This window comes from Martelella alba (assembly GCF_006516955.1).
In the GTDB taxonomy this organism is placed as follows: domain Bacteria; phylum Pseudomonadota; class Alphaproteobacteria; order Rhizobiales; family Rhizobiaceae; genus Martelella; species Martelella alba.
The window spans coordinates 413,960-433,218 of sequence record NZ_VHLG01000003.1; the positions used below are offsets into that span (position 1 = coordinate 413,960).

Annotated in this window: 18 protein-coding genes; 7 read left to right on the forward strand and 11 right to left on the reverse strand. The window is 58.0% G+C overall.

Annotated elements, in window-relative coordinates; all coding sequences use genetic code 11:
• Nucleotides 1-79 precede the first annotated feature (79 nt).
• A complete protein-coding gene (locus FJU08_RS08280) occupies nt 80-619 on the forward strand; it encodes an adenine phosphoribosyltransferase (protein ID WP_141148500.1) in 540 nt (179 codons plus the stop codon).
• Nucleotides 620-1,534: 915 nt separating this feature from the next.
• Here FJU08_RS08280 and FJU08_RS08285 read toward each other — a convergent pair.
• Together FJU08_RS08285 and ychF are read right to left on the reverse strand one after the other, a co-directional pair.
• A complete protein-coding gene (locus tag FJU08_RS08285; RefSeq protein WP_141148501.1) occupies nt 1,535-2,017 on the reverse strand; it encodes a glutathione peroxidase in 483 nt (160 codons plus the stop codon).
• A 79-nt stretch (nt 2,018-2,096) separates the two neighbouring features.
• A complete protein-coding gene (gene ychF / locus FJU08_RS08290) occupies nt 2,097-3,200 on the reverse strand; it encodes a redox-regulated ATPase YchF (protein ID WP_141148502.1) in 1,104 nt (367 codons plus the stop codon).
• A 216-nt stretch (nt 3,201-3,416) separates the two neighbouring features.
• Here ychF and clpS point away from each other — a divergent pair, with 216 nt between their 5' ends.
• Entirely contained in the window at nt 3,417-3,728 is a 312-nt protein-coding gene (gene clpS / locus FJU08_RS08295; RefSeq protein ID WP_141148503.1) for an ATP-dependent Clp protease adapter ClpS, read from the forward strand.
• Nucleotides 3,729-3,733: 5 nt separating this feature from the next.
• On the opposite strand, the gene pth is transcribed toward clpS, so the two are convergent.
• The 3 genes from pth to FJU08_RS08310 form a co-directional block, all read right to left on the reverse strand.
• Complete coding sequence (gene pth / locus FJU08_RS08300; protein WP_141148504.1) at nt 3,734-4,450, reverse strand: aminoacyl-tRNA hydrolase; 717 nt, start codon at nt 4,448-4,450, stop codon at nt 3,734-3,736.
• Nucleotides 4,451-4,788: 338 nt separating this feature from the next.
• Nucleotides 4,789-7,167 (reverse strand): EAL domain-containing protein, encoded by a 2,379-nt coding sequence (locus FJU08_RS08305; RefSeq protein WP_141148505.1) that lies wholly within the window; start codon nt 7,165-7,167, stop codon nt 4,789-4,791.
• A gap of 291 nt (nt 7,168-7,458) precedes the next feature.
• Nucleotides 7,459-8,076: a 50S ribosomal protein L25/general stress protein Ctc gene (locus tag FJU08_RS08310; protein ID WP_141148506.1), complete on the reverse strand. Its 618-nt coding sequence runs from the start codon at nt 8,074-8,076 to the stop codon at nt 7,459-7,461.
• A 341-nt stretch (nt 8,077-8,417) separates the two neighbouring features.
• On the opposite strand from FJU08_RS08310, the gene FJU08_RS08315 reads away from it, so the two are divergent.
• Nucleotides 8,418-10,445 carry a putative bifunctional diguanylate cyclase/phosphodiesterase gene (locus FJU08_RS08315; RefSeq protein ID WP_141148507.1) on the forward strand — a complete coding sequence of 676 codons (2,028 nt, stop codon included), beginning with the start codon at nt 8,418-8,420 and terminating at the stop codon, nt 10,443-10,445.
• A 69-nt stretch (nt 10,446-10,514) separates the two neighbouring features.
• On the opposite strand, the gene FJU08_RS08320 is transcribed toward FJU08_RS08315, so the two are convergent.
• From FJU08_RS08320 to lgt, 6 genes are all read right to left on the reverse strand, one after another.
• Entirely contained in the window at nt 10,515-11,447 is a 933-nt protein-coding gene (locus FJU08_RS08320) for a ribose-phosphate pyrophosphokinase (RefSeq protein WP_141148508.1), read from the reverse strand.
• Between the two features lie 146 nt (nt 11,448-11,593).
• Nucleotides 11,594-12,526 (reverse strand): hypothetical protein, encoded by a 933-nt coding sequence (locus tag FJU08_RS08325; RefSeq protein WP_141148509.1) that lies wholly within the window; start codon nt 12,524-12,526, stop codon nt 11,594-11,596.
• Nucleotides 12,527-12,720: 194 nt separating this feature from the next.
• Nucleotides 12,721-13,872, reverse strand: a complete 1,152-nt coding sequence (locus tag FJU08_RS08330; RefSeq protein ID WP_141148510.1) for a M24 family metallopeptidase — start codon at nt 13,870-13,872, stop codon at nt 12,721-12,723.
• Nucleotides 13,873-14,673, reverse strand: a complete 801-nt coding sequence (gene pgeF / locus FJU08_RS08335; protein WP_141148511.1) for a peptidoglycan editing factor PgeF — start codon at nt 14,671-14,673, stop codon at nt 13,873-13,875.
• A gap of 57 nt (nt 14,674-14,730) precedes the next feature.
• Nucleotides 14,731-15,831 carry a class I SAM-dependent methyltransferase gene (locus FJU08_RS08340; protein ID WP_141148512.1) on the reverse strand — a complete coding sequence of 367 codons (1,101 nt, stop codon included), beginning with the start codon at nt 15,829-15,831 and terminating at the stop codon, nt 14,731-14,733.
• Nucleotides 15,828-16,688, reverse strand: coding sequence for a prolipoprotein diacylglyceryl transferase (lgt, locus tag FJU08_RS08345; protein WP_141148513.1), 861 nt, complete (start codon nt 16,686-16,688; stop codon nt 15,828-15,830). The genes FJU08_RS08340 and lgt overlap by 4 nt, the downstream gene beginning before the upstream one ends.
• A 161-nt stretch (nt 16,689-16,849) precedes the next feature.
• On the opposite strand from lgt, the gene FJU08_RS08350 reads away from it, so the two are divergent.
• The 4 genes from FJU08_RS08350 (at nt 16,850) to FJU08_RS08365 (ending at nt 19,248) form a co-directional block, all read left to right on the forward strand.
• On the forward strand, nt 16,850-17,110 hold the full coding sequence (locus FJU08_RS08350; protein ID WP_141148514.1) for an accessory factor UbiK family protein: 261 nt from the start codon (nt 16,850-16,852) through the stop codon (nt 17,108-17,110).
• Between the two features lie 424 nt (nt 17,111-17,534).
• Nucleotides 17,535-18,035: a type III secretion system chaperone family protein gene (locus tag FJU08_RS08355; RefSeq protein WP_141148515.1), complete on the forward strand. Its 501-nt coding sequence runs from the start codon at nt 17,535-17,537 to the stop codon at nt 18,033-18,035.
• 1 nt (nt 18,036) lies between these two features.
• Nucleotides 18,037-18,858 carry a pyrroline-5-carboxylate reductase gene (gene proC, locus FJU08_RS08360; RefSeq protein WP_141148516.1) on the forward strand — a complete coding sequence of 274 codons (822 nt, stop codon included), beginning with the start codon at nt 18,037-18,039 and terminating at the stop codon, nt 18,856-18,858.
• 45 nt (nt 18,859-18,903) lie between these two features.
• Nucleotides 18,904-19,248, forward strand: a complete 345-nt coding sequence (locus FJU08_RS08365; protein WP_141148517.1) for a tRNA-binding protein — start codon at nt 18,904-18,906, stop codon at nt 19,246-19,248.
• Nucleotides 19,249-19,259 lie beyond the last annotated feature (11 nt).

Consider the following 19,259-nt stretch of genomic DNA (forward strand, 5'->3'; position numbering starts at 1 on the left):
ACCTACCGCGACACCGGTGCTGCCGGCTTGCCCGCGAACGGGTCGGCAGAATAGTGGATACTGAAAGGAATTCTGGCATATGAGCGCCAAATATGAGCTGGCTGATTCAATTCGGTCGATCCCCGACTACCCCAAGCCCGGCATTATCTTCCGCGACATCACCACGCTTCTGGGCGATGCCCGCGCTTTCAGGCGTGCGGTCGATGAACTGGTTCAGCCCTATGTCGGCATGAAGATCGACAAGGTCGCCGGTATTGAGGCGCGCGGTTTCATTCTCGGCGGCGCACTGGCCCATCAACTTTCCGCGGGCTTTATCCCGATCCGCAAGAAGGGCAAGCTGCCCGACAAGACTGTGAGCATGACCTACAGCCTGGAATATGGCGAAGACGAAATGGAAATGCATGTCGATGCGATCAAACCGGGCGAGAAGGTCATTCTTGTCGATGATCTGATTGCCACCGGTGGCACAGCTGAAGGCGCGGTGAAGCTGCTGCGCCAGATTGGCGCCGAGATCGTCTCGGCCTGCTTCATCATCGATCTGGTTGATCTGCCCGGCCGCAAGAAGCTCGAAGCCATGGATGTCGAGGTTCGTTCGCTGGTTCAGTTCGAAGGCCATTGAGATTTTTGCCGGACCCTTCGCCTGCCGGCGTTGGGTCCGGCAGACAGGCTGCGCCAGCGAACGCCCCGGTATGTCAGTCTTGCCGGTCAGTCTTTCGACCGGCTTTTGCCGGGCGGCGTTGCGTCAGTGACCGGCGTTGCACCTTGATCCGCATGCGCCTGAAGGCTTCCGGCCGCTGCGCCTCGCAATGGATCCGCGCTTCTCTCCCGGTCAGCTCCGCCCGTCCGGTTTTCATGTGGCGGGCGGCAGGGCGCAGATGTTGCACGCTGCGCTGGCGCGCAATTTGATCTTTTCGGCTCCGACCCGCGTTCCGCCATTATGTTTTCGCCACTTGATCCTGCCAATCGCCGCTTCGTTCCGGGCTGAATGGGCCGTCCATCTGTTCGCTGCGGTTCAGGCCGTGACGGCTGCCGCTGAGCGGCATTGCTGCCAGCCGGGACCGGCGGGCCAGGCTGGTGGTCCGATGCACTGGTCTGTTGCTGCTCTCTGCGGCCAAGTGTTGCCTCAACCCGTGAGATCAACTGATTGGTGATGATCAGTTCGCTATAGACACATACCTGCATGATCAGGTTCTGCTGCCGCAGAAGTCTGTTTTCTCTCTGCAGATTTTCATTCTGCCGCCGCAGCCTGTCGGCTTCCACTTGTGCCACCGAGGCAATTTCCTGTCGCTCGGCCCATCGCCTGACCTGATCCCAGCCATGCTGTTCCAAGACCGGTGGCCTGCTGTTATGGCCGGGAGGCGGCCTTTGCGAATAGTGGGTGCTGGTGATCATGCCCATCCCTTTTTCTTGAAAGTTCAAGCATAATCATTGCGAAGGACGATAAAAAAATCAGTTTTCGTGAAGGCTTGCCCGTCCGGGTGGTTGGACATGAGAAAGGGTAAGGGGTGGTGGCTTGGCTGTTGCCGGCGTGGTCTCAGGCGGCAAGAGCTGCCTTGATGTCGTCTTCAATCTCTTCCGGCTTGACGGTCGGGGCGTAGCGTTTCAGCGGTTCGCCATCCTTGCCCACCAGGAACTTGGTGAAGTTCCACTTGATCATGCCGGACCCCAGAAAGCCGGGCTTGTCCTTCTTCAGATCGGCGTAGAGCGGGTGGGCTTTGTCGCCATTGACATCGATCTTGGAGAACATCGGGAAATCGACGTTGAAGCTGGTCTTGCAGAAATCAGCGATCTCTTGGTCGCTGCCCGGCTCCTGGCCGCCAAACTGGTTGCAGGGAAATCCGAGAACGACAAGACCCTGTTCGCCATATCGGCGATAGAGCGCTTCCAAACCCTCATATTGCGGGGTGAAACCGCAGCCGCTGGCCGTGTTGACGATGAGGAGGACCTTGCCCTCATAGGTGCTGAGGCTGATCGTCTCGCCGGTGATGCCCACTGCCTCGAAATCATAGACGCTCATATCTGCCTCGCATGTCTTATTGCTGTGAGGCTCAATGTGCGTCGGATGCCGCCCCCGTTCAAGGGGCGGCAGGCCTCGATCACGTGTTGAAGCGGAAATGGATCACATCGCCATCATGGACGACATATTCCTTGCCTTCGTCGCGTGCCTTGCCCGCTTCCTTGGCGCCGGTTTCGCCCTTGCAGGCGACATAGTCGTCAAAGGCAATGGTGAAGGCGCGGATGAAGCCGCGTTCAAAATCGGTGTGAATAACACCTGCGGCCTGTGGGGCCTTGGTACCACGACGGATCGTCCAGGCACGGGTTTCCTTCGGGCCGACGGTGAAATAGGTGATCAGATCGAGAAGCTTGTAGCCGGCGCGGATCAGACGGTCGAGACCGGCCTCTTCAAGGCCAAGCTCCGAGAGGAACATTTCCGCCTCTTCCGCATCAAGCTGGGCCACTTCTGCCTCGATGGCAGCAGAGATGATGACCGTCTCGGCGGACTGTTTCTCGGCCATTTCTGCAACGGCTGCAGTGTGCTCATTGCCCTTGGCCGCATCCGGTTCGGCGACATTGCAGACATAGAGTACCGGCTTGGAGGTCAGAAGGTTGAGCCCCTTGAGGATCTTGATGTCTTCCGGGTCAAGCGTGGCATTCAGGCTGCGCACCGGCTTGCCGTCTTGGAGCAGTGCCAGCGAGGCTTCCATGACCGGCAGGTTGGCGATGGCTTCCTTGTCCTTGCCGGTGGCGCGCTTGCGAGTCTGGTCGACACGGCGTTCCAGGCTTTCAAGATCCGCCAGCATCAGCTCGGTCTCGATCGTATCGGCATCGGCAACAGGGTCGATCCGGCCTTCGACATGGGTGATATCATCATCCTCGAAGCAGCGCAGCACGTGAACCACGGCATCGACTTCGCGGATATTGGCGAGAAACTGGTTGCCGAGACCCTCTCCCTTGGACGCGCCGCGCACCAGGCCGGCAATATCAACGAAGGAGATGCGGGTCGGGATGATTTCCTTGGAGCCGGCGATCTTCGCCAGTTCGGTCATGCGCGCGTCAGGAACCGCAACTTCACCGGTATTGGGCTCGATGGTGCAGAAGGGGTAGTTGGCAGCCTGCGCCGCCGCCGTCTTGGTCAGCGCATTGAAGAGGGTCGACTTGCCGACATTGGGAAGGCCGACGATACCGCATTTGAAGCCCATGGGAATGTCTCGCAGTTATTTCAAAAGGTCTGGCCCGTGGCTATGGGCGATGTTGACGGTCAAGGTCAAGGCTTGATCGCCTTTGATTGGCTTTTCCGGGTCGCATCTTGCAAGAATGATGGCAAAAGCGCAGAATACAGACGTTGCCTTTTGTCAATTTGCCGTGCAAAGACAGGCCGATTTCAGTTTTTCACATCCAGGAAGCAGGCTCCGGTCATGAGCAATCAGGGTACCGATCTCAAGAGTGCGACCAAAAGCGCGCCGAAGATCCAGCGTCCGCGATTATACAAGGTCATTCTCGTCAATGACGATTACACGCCGCGCGAATTCGTTATCGTTGTGCTGAAGTCCGTGTTCCGTACCAGTGAGGATCAGGGATATCGCATCATGATGACCGCGCATCAGAAAGGCAGCTGTGTTGTTGCGGTCTATTCGCGCGATATCGCCGAGACCAAGGCCAAGGAGGCCGTGGACCTTGCCAGGGAGCTGGGCTTTCCGCTGATGTTCACGACAGAACCGGAAGAGTAATCCGTTCAGTCGTCCTTTTTGTCGCCGAGCAATTTTTTCAGCATGTCGGCCATCGGTCCCGAGGCCGGCATTTTCTTTTGCCGGTGGTCGCGGGCCTTGTGGATATGGGACTGGGCCTTTTTGGGCTGCGGTGCAGCGGCCGGAGGGCGTGACGGTTCATTGCCGGACAGCGCCAGCTTGTTCATGAATTGCGAATCCTCGCCGCGTACCAGCATGGCAGCATTGGCGGAAAGAGCCTCCAGCAAAGCCTCAAGCCAGTCCCGGTCGGCCTTGGCGAAATCGCCAAGCACGTGGCCGTGCACGCGCTCCTTGGAACCTGGATGGCCGATGCCGAGACGCAGGCGTCGGTAATCCGCGCCGCAATGGGCATCGATCGAACGGATACCGTTATGGCCGCCGGAGCCGCCGCCGGTCTTGATCCGTGCCTTGCCGGGGATGAGATCGAGTTCATCATAGATCACGATCAGATCGGCAGTGGTGAGCTTGTAGAAGCGCAGCGCCTCGCCGACGGCTTCACCGGAGGCATTCATATAGGTCTGCGGCTTGATCAGCAGCACCTTTTCGCCCGCCAGGGTTCCCTCGCTGATCAGCCCCTTGAATTTTTTCGACCAGGGCGAAAATCCATTCTTGTCCGAGATCGCGTCAACGGCCATGAAGCCGATATTGTGGCGGTTGCCTGCATATTGTCCGCCGGGATTGCCGAGACCTGCAATGATGATCATATGATGATATCCTTTCGCAACTGGCCTCTTGGCGCCTAAAACAGGCGGCTGTCAAGCGCAAGCGGTGATTATACCAAGAGTCGATGATTGGGACCCATATGACCGGAGCGATCTTAAAAGCCGGCTAGGCGAAAACCGCAGACGTAGCCATAGCTACGGCGAGGATTTTCAACGACGCGGGCTTTCAAGATCGCCCGGCCCCGAAGGGGTGCGGCTGGCATGGCCACCGAGGGCGTCAAAATCCTCGTGCGATGCTCCGGCATCGCTCTGCGGTATTTTCCTACTCGGGCGACCATGCCAGCGCGCATCATATGAGTTCTAATCATTGACTCTTGGTATTAGTGGCTCTTGAGAATGCCGCCCGGCGCCTCGCGCTCGAGAAAGGCCAGTGTATCAGCCAGCGACATGGGGCGGGCATATAAGAAGCCCTGCGCTGACTGGATGCCGATCCGGTGTACAAGGGCGGCCTGTTCGGCGGTTTCAACCCCTTCGGCGATCATGTGACATTCCATCTTTTGCGAGATCGCGGCAATGCCCTCGATCAGGCGCTGGCTTCTGGCGCTAATCAGAGGATCGGGATCGGTGCTGGCGGTTGTGAAGGATTTGTCGATTTTAATGACGTCGACGTGAAAACGGTTCAGATAGGAAAGTGACGAAAAACCGGTGCCGAAGTCATCCAGCGCGATGATGCAGCCACTGCTGCGCAACTGTTCCAGTGCAGACCTGACCGAGGGATGGTCTTCCAAAAAGACGGCTTCGGTGATTTCGATTGTCAGCATTTCGGGCGCGACGCCGCTTTCCTCCAGTTTCTCGCTGACGAAGTCCGCTGTTTCCGCCGTCAATTGCAGGGGGGAAAAATTGACGGCGATACGACACTGGCCAGGCGGGAGTTTTGCGGCGATCAGCGGAAAACGGGTGAGCGCCTTTTCAAGGATCTGCCGGCCGATGTCGTCGATCAACAGCGTCTCCTCCGCCACTTCAACGAAATTCCCCGGTGAGAGAATGCCTTTTTGTGGATGGCGCAGGCGCATCAGAGCTTCAAATCCGATGATCCGGCCTGTTGCAAGCGCGATAATGGGCTGGAAGAAGGGTTCGAACCAGCCATTGGCCAGGCCATCGGCAATGTCGACCTCGATCATGGCCCGCTCGCGCGCGCGCTGCAGCATATTGGGGTGGAAGAAACTCACCCCGTCGCGGCCGAGCCGTTTCTGCTGATACATGGCGAGATCGGCACGGCGCAAAAGCTCGCGCCGTGTCAGGGCATCATTCGGATAAAGCGCGATCCCGATGCTGACCGAGGTGGAGACCATGATATCACCAGCCGCAAAGTCTTCATCACAGGCGCTCAGGATCTGCGCTGCAGTTCGGCGCGCATCATCGATCACGTCCTTTCCTGCGATGACGATGGCGAATTCATCGCCTCCCAGGCGCGCGGCCAGCCGTGCCCTTGCAAAAATCGGCTCCAGGCGTGCACAAAAAGCGCGCAGAAGCTCATCGCCGGCGGAGTGGCCGTGGCTGTCATTGATACTCTTGAAGCGGTCGAGGTCGATATAGAGGCAGGCAAGTCTGGTCGTGTGGTCGGCATCAGAAATGGCGTAGTCCAGCGCCTCTTCAAAGCCGACGCGATTGAGCAACCCTGTCAGGTAATCGGTGACGGCCTGATGCTCGATCCGTGCCTCCGAGCGGCGTAATTCGGTGATATCGGTCATGACGCTGAGCATTTCCACGCCGCCATTAATGGTCGATACGGCGGTTTCGACGATCAGCACGTCGAGAATATCGCCATTCGCCTTGAGCAGCCGCAAAGTCGTATTCTGGGCCGGTTCACCAATCCTGTGGTTTGTAAGGCGCCGGCGATAGATATCGCGATCCGCCTCGACCACAAGCTCGGCGAAGGGGCGGCCGATGACAGCATTTCTACGATAGCCCGTGGCGACCAGCCAATAGTCGCTGACTGCGCTGATCACACCGGTCATGGTAGAGGAAAACTGCATTGCAGGTGTCAGGTTGTAGAGGTCTGATGCGCGGCGATGCGCCTGCTGGAGAAGTTGTTCTTCCTGCTCCAGCTTGTCCTGCATTTCGTTGAAGCTTCGGGCGATTTTGGCGAACTCATCATTGGAATGCGGCGTCACGCGCTGGCGATAGCCGAGCCGCCGCGTCGTTTCCATGGCGTCTGTCAGACTGCGCAAGGGGCGGATGATCAGGTGGCGGTGAATGGCAATGGAGGCGGCAAACAGCATCAATATGCCGAGAACAAAAATCGACAGTGTCAGCAATTCAGTATGGGAGAACCCTGACAGCAGCCCCGGACGATGAAAGAAAAGCTTGAGCGCACCGATTTCTTCATAAGTCGACAGCGTTTTGTAGGCGATCGGACGGGTTAGCGAAGGGAGGCGAAGGGCTGCCTGGTCACTTAACCCCGGCTCGTTCATGCTGATTGCAATCGCACCGGTCTTGTCTGCGATGACAACACGGGCAATGTCCGGCTCGATAATGATGCGCTGCGCGATCGTGTTCACGCTTGAGCGGTCAAAATCCCAGACGGGTTTTGCAAGTGCGAGGGCGTTCATTTCAGCAAGGCTGGCCAGCCCGGTTTCGGCCTGTTCTCTGGCACGCTGCATGGAAATGATGGTCAGGCCGCCGAGCAGAAGCAGCAATACCACTGCGAGCACGATGCTCACGAAGTTCCTGAAGCGGTTTTCGATCGAACGGATCATCTATCACCGGCTGAAATGCGACCACGCCGGATGTGCCATGTCGCAGCGCATCCAAAGTCATTACCGGGTAATCATGGTAGCGTTTGCGGTCAAAAGGCAAGCGAAGCCCGGTAATATTTTACGCCTGAGTTTATTTTAGAAAATGCCGGAAATTAAAGCGTGTAGCTTATGTTTAGGGTGCGTATCAAAGGTTGCCGCGGTCTGTAGCGCGTCGGTCGATACTGCGGACAAGCAAAAAGCCGCATGCCCAAGAGCATGCGGCTTCGCGATAAAGAGCAGGCTCTGGTGAGCTTATTCTTCGGCTTCACCTTCAGCTTCTTCGGCTTCAGCAGCAACGCCGCCAGCCGGAGCTGCGATGGTCGCGATGGTGAAATCACGATCGGTGATGACCGGGGTAACCTTTTCCGGCAGGTTGACTGCGGAAATGTGAACCGAGTCACCGGCCTTGACTGTGGCGAGGTCAACGGTGATCGAATCGGGGATCGCATTGGCCGGGCAGAGCAGCTCGACTTCGTGACGAACAACGTTCAGAACGCCGCCGACCTTGATGCCGGGGCAGATGTCTTCGTTGACGAAGTGAACCGGAACGGCAACCGTAACCAGGCTCTTTTCAGAGACGCGCAGGAAATCGACGTGAACGACGAAATCGCGGACCGGATCAAGCTGGTAATCCTTCGGCAGAACCTGGTAGGTTTCCTTGCCGACTTCAACCGACATCATAGAGGTCATGAAGCCGCCACCGAAGATGCGCTTGCTGATCTCATTGGTCGAGATGGCGATCGAAACAGGAGCCTGCTTGTCGCCGTAGATGACTGCAGGTGTCAGGCCATTGCGGCGCAGTTCGCGGGAGGACCCCTTACCAACCCGATCGCGCGCTTCGGCCTTGAGCACGTAAGTTTCCTTGCTCATGGCAATTCCTTTCAGAGTGTATAGCGGAGTGTTCTGCGGCTTTGTCCGGGACAAGAACGCAAAACGGAAGTACAAGACTCCCATCCGCGCTGCCTCCAAGGGTGTCTGCACGGACGCTGCTGCTATAATCCAGAAAGGGGAAATGTCAAGCACTGACGAAGAAACGGCTGGAATCAGTCAGTCATTTATGCGATTTTTTTGAAGCAGATAACTAAAGCAGCGAAAAAAACAATGATTGCTCTGCCACAGTTGCCCGATTTGGGCAGTGGAGTCCATATTGACCCGCTTTTGGGATATGCAGTCGTGCTGCTTTTCCCGAATGTCCTTTATCGAGGTGCTGAATGACGGCCCTTGTGACCTGTCTCACGGTTCAGCATTCTCATTTTACCGTTCTGATTGCGCTGCTTGTCGCCCTGACGGGCGGGTTCTTAACCATGAGTCTGATGGAACGGGTGCGTGGCGCCGGTGGAAGTCAGTTTGCGATATGGCTTTTCCTTGCTGGTTTCGTCGGCGGCGTAACGGCCTGGTCAACGCATTTCATTGCCATGCTTGGCTATGTTGTCGACGTGCCACATGCCTATGACCGGGTGCTGACCTTCGTGTCTCTGGCAGTTGCAATATGCACGACCGTGTTTGCCATTTTCGTCGCCTTTGCGGCGCGCGGCAGCGCGCTTGTCGAGGCTGCCGGCGTCGTGTTCGGCTTCGGCGTCGCGCTGATGCATTTTGTCGGAATGCGCGGCTTCAAGGTTGCAGGCTATATGGAATGGTCGGTCGCGAGCATCGTCTGGGCTCTGGCTCTGGGCAGTGTGTTTGGCGCCCTGTGCTTTTCTGTCTGTCTGCGCGCCAAGATGAAGCGCCCCGAATGGCTTGCCGCGCTGCTTTTCGCCCTGTCGGTCTTCAGCATTCATTTCATAAGCATGGCTGGGCTGTCGATTGTTCCGGCGTCCGGCATTGTGTTGTCAGGGGCGGATCTGCCGTCTCGAACCATGGTTTTCGTCACGCTTCAGGTCACGTCGATCGTCCTCATTCTGGGCGTTTCCATTCTGATTCTCGACAGCAAGACCCGGGAGGGATTTGATGAGCGTATTCTTCAGGCAAGTGCACGTGATGCTCTGACTGGTCTTTCCAATCGTGTGGGCTTCAACGAGCAATTCGCCCTGTTTTTCGAGCGCGCGCGCGCGCGCCACCGGCAATTGGCGGTGATTCATCTTGATATTTCCCGCTTCAAGCAGATCAACGATGTTCATGGGCACCTTGCCGGTGATTATGTGTTGCGTGTGATGACGTCGCGCCTGTCATCCTGTCTTGGCAGTGCCGATTTTCTCGCCCGTGTCGGCAGCGATGAATTTGCTCTTGTGGTCGAGGCCTATAATTATCGTAGCGATGCATTGCGCTTGATGCGGCGGGTTGCGGCTGAGTTCGACAAGCCGATCGATTGGAGCGGCAAACAGATCAGCGTTGATTTCAGGGCCGGGATTGCCATTTTCCCCGCCGACGGACTGGAGCCAGATGAGCTGATCGCGCGTGCCGATGCGGCGCTTTTGCGGGCCAAGCGTTCGGCCAGCGAGCGCACTCTGTTTTATGATGCGCGGCAGGATCACCATGAGCGCCGCCGCAATGCGCTCGCCTTCGATATGCGCCGTTCACTGCAGGAGGGTGAATTCGAGCTCTTCTATCAGCAGCAGCACTTGACTGATGATCGATCCATTTTCGGCTTTGAGGTTCTTTTGCGCTGGTTTCACAAGGAGCTCGGATTTGTGCCGCCGGATGAATTCATTCCAATTGCCGAGCAGACCGGTTTTATCATGGAGCTTGGTGAATGGGTTCTGCGCGAGGCCTGCATGAACGCAGTCAGTTGGAAAAAGCCTTATCAAGTGGGGGTGAATGTGGCGCCCCTGCAGCTTGCCGATGAGCGCTTGCCGGCCAAGGTGAAGGCAATCCTGGAAGAAAGTGGCCTGCCGCCGCAGCGTCTGGAACTGGAAATCACCGAGACCGGCATTATCGCTGATTATAACCGGGCATTGGCTGTGATTACCGAGCTCAAGCGGCTTGGGGTCAAGGTGGCGATGGATGATTTCGGTACGGGGAATTCGTCGCTCCGTACCCTGCAGCAGTTCCCCTTCGACAAGATCAAGGTTGATCGTTCCTTCGTCTCCGGCCTGCCCGATGATCAGCTGTCAGCGGCGATCCTGCGAGCGACCGTCATTATCGGCGAGAGCCTCGGCACGCGTGTTCTGGCCGAAGGGGTTGAGACTGATGAACAGCTCGCCTTCCTGCTTCGGGAAAACTGCATGCGTGCACAGGGTTATCTGTTTGGCCGGCCCAAGCCATTCGAAGAAATCAGATCGCTGGTGATGGCGGAGGATTGATGCCTCCGGATAGGCAAAGAGCGGCGCTTCTAACGCCGCTCTTTTACTGAAATTCGTATATGGCCCTGTTCAGTCGAACAGGCTGGACACCGAGCTTTCGTGGCTGGTGCGGTTGATCGCCTCGCCGATCAGCGACGCCGTGGTGACGACGCGGATATTCGGCGACGAGATCACGTCGCCGCGCGGCTGGATCGAATCCGTTATGACCAGTTCCTTCAGGGCGGAATTGGCGATGCGCTGCACAGCCGTTCCGGACAGGACGCCATGGGTGATATAGGCGGCCACGCTCAGCGCACCGTTTTTCAGAAGCGCTTCGGCCGCATTGCAAAGCGTGCCACCGGAATCGATGATGTCATCGATCAGGATGCATTCCTTGCCTGCGACATCGCCGATGATGTTCATGACCTCCGACTCGCCTGGGCGCTCGCGGCGCTTGTCGACGATGGCCAGAAGACAGTCCAGACGTTTGGCAAGCGCACGTGCGCGCACTACGCCGCCGACATCGGGGGATACGACCATGACATTATCAAGGTTGCGGCGTGCCTTGATGTCCCGTGTCAGGATCGGCAGCGCATAGAGATTGTCGGTTGGGATATCGAAGAAACCCTGGATCTGCCCGGCGTGAAGATCAAGCGTCATAACACGGTTCGCACCGGCCTGCGTGATCAGATTTGCCACCAGCTTGGCTGAGATCGGTGTACGGGGGCCAGGTTTGCGATCCTGCCGCGCATAGCCGAAATAGGGAAGGACTGCAGTGATCCTTCGTGCCGAGGACCGACGGAACGCATCAATCATGATGAGCAGTTCCATCAGGTGGTCATTGGTCGGAAACGACGTCGACTGGACGACAAAGACGTCCTCACCACGCACATTTTCCTGGATCTCAACGAAAATTTCCTGGTCAGCAAATCGTCTGACACTGGCTATCCCCATGGGGACGTTGAGATAGTTGCAGATCGCATCGGCGAGTTGCCGATTCGAATTGCCTGCGAAAACTTTCATTTCAGCTCGCCCATTGCCGTCGTTATGGTCGCCTTTTACCGCTCTTAGATGCGAATGCAAGTCGCTAAAGAGGTCGTGTGGTGTTTTTCCGTCGATTTATGACGAAAGGGTGTCATTTCGGTGTCGCCGGGCAGTTTCATTAAAAGTCAGCCCTGCGAGTCCAGCCAGACCATCAGGTCGGCTACGCTCTTCTGTCCGATTGTTTCCATCGTCTGGCTTGAAACTGCGCTCCAGGGGTCGTCCGCCTTTGTCGGCGGTACTTCCTGCTGGCCCTGAATGCGGTGAACGCGCTGCCCCTTGGCATCCATGACGTCCCAGACATAGATCACCGCGACGCTGTCCTCCTTGTTGACGGCCGAGAAATAGCCCTTAAGGCTGAGATCGGCACTGTCATCACTCATCGGCTCAATGGTAAGCCCGGCGGCGCGCGCGCCTTCTCCGAGACGGGAGGAGAGCGGCTGCAGCTTGTCATCCGGTGCCCCGACAATCGGCAGGAACCGGATCGAGCTGGCATTGGCGAGCGACGATGCCGGGCCCGTGCTGGCCGGACCCGTGCTAGCCGGGCTAAGTGAGGCGGCCTGCCTGGCAGGCGCGGTCGTTGTTACCGGTGGCGGACTGGACTGCTGTGCCTGCTGCTGAATGGGAGCGGGCTGTTGCCCGGTTGATGCGATGGTGGCCGCAGCCGGTACGGCAGCGCTCTGGCTGGCTGGCAGGGCTGGCGTATCATTGGCGATATTGGCGGCCTGTGCGCCGAATGTGCTTGGCGCCCTGCCAATGCCCGGCGTGCCGTTCAGTGTTGTCGCTGTTGGTGCTGTCGAAGAGGTGAGCGTGGTCGCAGCCTGGCCGTATGTGGTTGGCTGGCTCACCTGCGGCGCGGCAGAGGGCGGAGGCAGGCTCTCGCTGGTGACGCTGTCGTCGGGAACCGTTGTGGAAAGCGGGGTCGTTTGAACCAGCGTCGGCTGATCATTGCCGCCACCCACACTCTGCGGTGGCGACTGGCTCACATTCAGCGCATCACTCGTCGTGCATGCGGTGAGCGTTATGGACAACAATGCGAGGCCCGCGAATTTGCCCGCCACGTTCAACCCCTTGCTTCGTTTCTTGCGCGCAGCGGCCGATCAACAGATCTCGCCCGTCGCTCATACTTGTCTCTTTGGCCTGCCAGCTGCGAGGGCAACCGGCATCCAGATTTCCGCCCGTTGTTTACACTACTTGTCTTAAGGCTTCCTGATGCAGCCGTGCGATATTGTCATTTCTGCGGCAGTGCGGGCGATCAGTGGTGGATCATGCCGAGTGGGTGGCGTGAAAGTGGCCTTGGGGCGTTCTCTGTAGTCAGATAGGTGCGCCCGAGTGTCATCGCCGTACCCGTATCCGAATCCATGATGATCATATGAACGAAGAGCGACATGCCTGGCTCGATCGCCTGCATATTGCCGGTGTGGAACATCTGGTGCTCCATCCATGACGGTGCGAAGCGGGCGCCGAGCGAATAGCCGCAGGCATTCAGCCGGTGGCGGGAGAGGTTGAACGCGTCCATCACCTCGGCGTGGCGATCAAAGACACTGCCGAAATTATTGCCGGGTCGAAGGATTTCCTCAATCGCCTCGATGCAGTCGTGGCAGGCCCGGTAAAGTTCGCGGTGCCTGTCGGATGGTGTGCCGGTCAGAAGTGTGCGCATGGCGGCAACATGATAGTGGCGGTAGACGCCGGCCCATTCGAGTGTCAGCTGATCATCCTGATCTAAAAGTCGCCGCCCGGTTTTGGAACGGCACAGGAGTGCTGCCTCGCCGGAGCCGATGATGAAATCATTGGCTGGCGGATCGCCGCCGCCGGAATAGACGGCAGCATGCATGGCTGCCAGAATATCGGCTTCGCTGGCGCCCGGTACCGCAAGCGGCAGGGCGGCGTCCAGCGCATCGTCGCAAAGGGCGGCAGCGCTTTCAATATAGGTGATTTCCGCCGGGCTCTTGATCAGCCGCAGCTGGCTGACAAGATAGGATGCATCTTCAAGATGGCAGAAGCTCTGCAACTGGCTTTCGACCTGGTTGGCGACACGCCCGGTCATACCATGGGTATCATATTCCACCCCGACCTTTGCGCCCAGAAGATCGAAATCCGACATCAGTTCCTTGAGGTCGCGGCTCGGATCGCTCTGACCGCGATCAACCCAGATGCGGATATCGCCGATATTGGAGGTAAGCCGTGCCTGCCTTAAATCGGCTGAGCGGGTCAGGAGTGCCATGCGGCCATCGGCCGTGACGACGAGGCACTGGAAGAAGACGAAGCCGAACGTATCGTAACCGGTCAGCCAGTACATGCTTTCCTGGGCGAAAAGCAGTATGGCATCCAGCTTGCGGGCCTTTATGCCCGCCGTGAGCCGCTCCATGCGCTTTTGATATTCCTCGCTCGAAAATACCGGTTCCATCTAGCGTTCTCCAATTGCAATGGCAGAGATCTGCCGGCCGTAATCCGCTTCACGCCGATGCGTGGTTCTGCGGTAAGAAAACAGCCCGTCCTCATCGCCATAGGTGCAGTGATCAATGATCTCGAAGCCAATGCCGGCCGCGTTGAGTTTCTCGCCGACAAAGGCCGGCAGATCGAACATGGCATGGCCCCGGTTGATCGATGGCGAGAAGAAACGATGATTGTCGGTATTGTGTTCCTTGAAGGTCGCGACAAATTCCGGGCCGACCTCGTAGGCTGCGCGGGAAATGGTCGGGCCGAGGCAGGCAGTGATGTTTTCGCGCATCGCCCCCATCTTTTCCATTGCTGTAATCGTTGCCTCAAGGATGCCGGTAAAGGCGCCGCGCCAGCCCGAATGCGCCGCTGCGATGACACCGGCGCTGGGGTCGGCAAACAGTACCGGCCCGCAATCCGCCGTTAAGACACCGAGCACAAGGCCCGGTGTTTTTGTCACCAGTGCGTCAGCCTGGGGGCGGCCATCGGCAAAGGGGGCGGAAACGGCAACGGCCTCGGCGGAATGAACCTGATGAACCGTGATGAGATTGTCTGCCGTCGCCCCGAACCAACCGGCAACGCGGGCGCGGTTTTCAATGACATCTTCCATCCTGTCCTTTGAGCCGGGGCCGCAATTGAGACTGGCATAGATCCCGGTTGAGACCCCGCCCGTGCGGGAAAAAAAGCCATGACGAATGGATGTTCCTGCCGTCTTTTCGGCAAGACGGGAACTTTGCAGGGGTGCCAGATCCGGCGTCCTGTTGAGCATGGCGCGCTTCCTCATTATCGGTTTTGACAACGATGGTGGTTGGCGCGGACGCCAATGTCAATCGGCAGGTAAAAACGGTGGCAGTACAATGGCTGAACCGGAGACGGCAAGAACCTTGAACAGATCACCCATTTCGCCCGGGCCGTTGCCGGCCAGCCGCTGCGCGGCCTCGATGATCGTCTTCTGCGTCGCTGTGTCGCGACCGCGCCCCAGCTGTGAGGCGCGGGCGCCGAGACCAAGACCGGCGAGGAAATCGCCCTGCATGATTGGACAGTGCAGATGCAGTCCGGCGGCGGCGGCAACTGCGGCAAGGGCTGAGAAATCGACATGGCTGGTCAGGTCGGCTTCGCCCGGATGGGCAAGAACAGGATCATATCTGTGATGGTGAAGGGCCTGCAGCGTATCACCAAAACCGGGCTGCAAATGGCCGTAGTCGATGATCAGCGCTGTACCGTTATTTTGCTTCAGACGCTCGGATATTGTCGCCATCAACGCCTCGCGGGCAGGCGCGATTTCAAAGAGGCTCCCCACTGGTGCCGTGCCTGCGTTTGATGGCAGAGCGTGCCGATCCAGTCGCGCAGGTCCGATCAGGAAGGCAAGCCTGCCCTTGTCATCAAGTCCGACCAGCCGTTCGGAAAAGCCCTTTTCGGTCTTGATGAACTGGCGGATCGGCAGAGCGTCGAAAAGCTCGTTGGCGACAAAAAGCGTGAAGCCTTCCGGCACGGTCTCCATCCGATCGACCCAGTGCAGCTTCTGCCGGTGGCGGGCGAGCGTGCCTTCCTGCCGCCTGCGAAGTTCCGGGCTTGTTTCGAGCAGATAGACCGAAATTTTCTCGTAAAGGGTAGGGGCGAGGGTGGCGATCACCTTCAGCATGTCCGCCATCATCGTGCCGCGGCCCGGGCCACCCTCAATCAGTATCACCTGTTCCGGCCGGGCATGGGCCTGCCAGGCGGCAACAAGGCAGGTACCGACAAGTTCACCGAATAGCTGGGAGATTTCCGGTGCGGTGGTGAAATCGCCAGCGCGGCCAAGCGGATCGCGGGTCAGGTAATAGCCGAATTCCGGATCGGCAAGGCAAAGCTGGAAATAGACGCTGACCGGGATCGGCCCGTCTTCGGCAATCATGCGGATCAGCTTTTCACCAAGTGCCGTGGTCACGCCGCCATGCCCGTTTCATGCCGGTGCGCGCGGTGGATCGCGAACCAGATACCCCAGAGACCGGCGGCGAGCATTGGCAGGGACAGGATCATGCCCATGGTCAGCCAGCCGCCATAAAGATAGCCGAGCTGGATATCCGGCTGACGGAAAAACTCGACGAAAATCCGCGATAAGGCGTAAAGGCAGATGAAGACGCTCGACGTCAGTCCCGGTTTTTTCAGCGTGCCGAGGAAACGGGCGAGAACAAACAGGATCAAAAGACTGGCCAGGCCTTCAAGGCCCGCTTCGTAAAGCTGGCTCGGATGGCGCGGCAAGGGGCCGCCGGTGGGAAAGACCATCGCCCATGGCACATCGGAAACGCGGCCCCAGAGCTCGCCATTGATGAAATTGGCAATCCGGCCGAAGAAAAGTCCGATTGGCGTAACCGTTGCCATCAGGTCGAACAGGCTCCAGGTTGAAATCCGATTGCGGCGCGAAAACAGGATCATCACCGTGATCATGCCCAAAAGCCCGCCATGGAAGGACATGCCGCCATCCCATATCCTGAAAATCAGCAGCGGGTCTGCGATAAATTGCGGCAGGTCGTAGAACAGCATATAGCCAAGCCGCCCGCCAATGATGATGCCCAGCACCGACCAGGTGATGAAATCATCCAGTTTGGTCTGCGTCAGCGGCGGTGCGTCATCACGCCAGATCGCAGTCTGTTTCAGCAGGTAGCGGGCATAGAGCCAGCCGAGCAGAATGCCCGCGACATAGGCGATGCCGTACCAGTGAACGGCAAGCGGGCCGAGGCTGAAGGCAATCGGGTCGATATTGGGATAGCTGAGCGAGGCTTCGACGATCTGATCTGGCTGCAAGGGCTGAGTTCCGTTATGATGGCGGCGAAGATGGCCGGTCTTTGTGACGCGGTCAAGACGTCGCCTTGGTGGCTTTTGGTCTTGCGCCTTTGTGCGGCTGTCACTACTTGAGTTCTGGAACGGGCGCCACGCCTGCCCGGTATTTCGTAAGGGAGACAGGAATGAGCACCGGCACAAATCGCATTCTCGATGATCTGGCCAAGCTGATGACGGATGCCGCGGGCTCCGTTCAAAGCGCCGGCAAGGACGTGGAAACGGCTTTCAAGGCGCAGGCCGAGCGTTGGCTCAACAGCATGGACATCGTCAAACGTGACGAGTTTGAGGCTGTGCGCGAAATGGCCATCAAGGCCCGTGACGAGAATGAGGCACTGGCGGCCAAGATCGCCGAACTGGAAGCCAAACTCGCCGATAAGGCGGAGTAACCGTATATTACATTGACGATCCTGATGTTAGCGACGACAGCGCAATGAATCAGGGCATTCGTCCGTTTGGCATCGTCTTGGATTGACAGGAAGGCTCCGGTTTTTTGCCGGGGCTTTCTTTTTTAGGCCTCTGCCGGGTTTTTCCCACATTTCTTTCAAAAAAAAACCGGCCTGTGGACATGCCGAAAAAAGCCAGTGTCATGAATCGCTTAAGAGTCTCACCTGAATCATTTTCGCAGCTTCACGGTGGTGGCTTTGCCTTGTTCTGGCGATCGGGGGGCTTCCGTTCCCTGAGCCGCGTTATAGACTGATTTTAAAAGATGATTCGAAATTTGGAATTCGGTGGAGCGTGACTTCAGGCGCTAGTGTTCGCTACTGCGATACCGCATTGTAAGGTCCAGGTCTTCAACCTGAAAGGTGATCAATGAGCCTTCTCGAATGGGAAATGGAACGGCAGTCCAATCCGGTGGACATGATTGAGTTCGTGGCCTCCAGCAATGACTGGTCGTTTGAGCGTTCCGGTGAGGACGAGATTGCCATGACGGTTGGCGGTCGCTGGGCCGACTACCATGTTTCCTTCTCCTGGATGGCCGATTGCGAAGCGCTGCATCTTGCCTGCGCCTTTGATCTGAAAGTGCCCGACCGGCGCATGAATGAAGTGGTCAAGCTTCTCACGCGGGTCAATGGCCAAGTCCTGATGGGGCATTTTGATTTCTGGCGGCAGGAAAGCGTCGTTGTCTTCCGCCAGTCCCTGCTTCTGGCTGGCGGTGCCGAGCCGACCAACCAGCAGGTCGAGGGGCTGTTGTCTTTCGGTCTTGATTCCTGCGAAGCCTATTTCCAGGCGTTCCAGTTCGTGGTCTGGTCAGGTATGGCAGCCGATGAGGCGCTCGCCGCCGTTCTCTTCGAAACCGTGGGGGAAGCCTGATATGTCGTCACTTGCAGGACTTGGCAAACTGGTGCTTGTCGGTGCCGGTAATATGGGCGGTGCAATGCTGTCCGGCTGGATTGCCGGTGGTATACGGCCCGACAATGTTCTGGTGATTGACCCCAACCCGTCCGATTCCATTCGTGCGCTGATGGATCGCAGCGGCGTCCGCTATGCCATGCTGCCGCCGGAAAATGTTACCGCCGATATTCTTGTGCTCGCGGTCAAGCCGCAGGTCATGTATGCGGTTCTTGAAACGCTTGCGCCGGTGATCGGCCCGGACACGCTGGTCATCTCGATTGCCGCGGGAAAGACGCTTTCCTATTTTGAGGAGCGTCTCGGCGCGCTTGCAATGATCCGAACGATTCCCAATACGCCAGCCATGGTGAAAAAGGGCATGATTGGCGCTTTTGCGAATGAACGTGCGGGCGATCAGCAAAAGGCTGATGCCGAGACGCTGCTTTCAGCGGTCGGTCAGGTCGAATGGGTGGAAAAGGAAGCCGATATCGATGCTGTGACGGCCGTTTCCGGCAGCGGCCCGGCTTATGTCTTTTATCTGGTCGAGTGCATGGCCGAAGCCGGTCGCAAGCTTGGTCTGCCGGAAGATCTCGCCATGCGGCTTGCGCGCGGCACGGTAATTGGTGCTGGCGCGCTTCTTGAAGGTGCGGGTGATGACGCTGCGACCCTGCGCAAGAATGTCACCTCGCCGGGGGGCACCACGGCTGCAGCCCTTGCTCATCTGATGGCCGAGGACGCATTGCAGCCGGTGTTTGACAAGGCGCTTGCCGCTGCCCGTGACCGTTCCGAGGAGCTTTCCGGCTGACCGTCAGACGGTTCACTTTTAAATCTCCTGCAGGAAAGAGTGCGCATGGCTTCCGACGAAATCAGCTTTGATGACTTCATGAAGGTCGATATCCGTGTCGGCACGATTGTCGAGGCAGAGACTTTTCCCGAAGCGCGCAAACCTGCCTACAAGCTTCGCATTGATTTTGGCAACGAGATTGGCATCAAGCGTTCATCGGCGCAGATCACGGTGCATTACACACCGGAGCAGCTGGTCGGGCGTCAGGTTCTTGCCGTGGTGAATTTTCCGCCACGTCAGATCGGCCCGGTGCGCTCCGAGGTGCTGACGCTAGGTTTTGCCGATGAAGATGGCGCCATCGTACTGGCCGGTGTTGATAAGTCTCTGCCCAACGGCCAGCGTCTGATGTAGGGGTGCTCTCC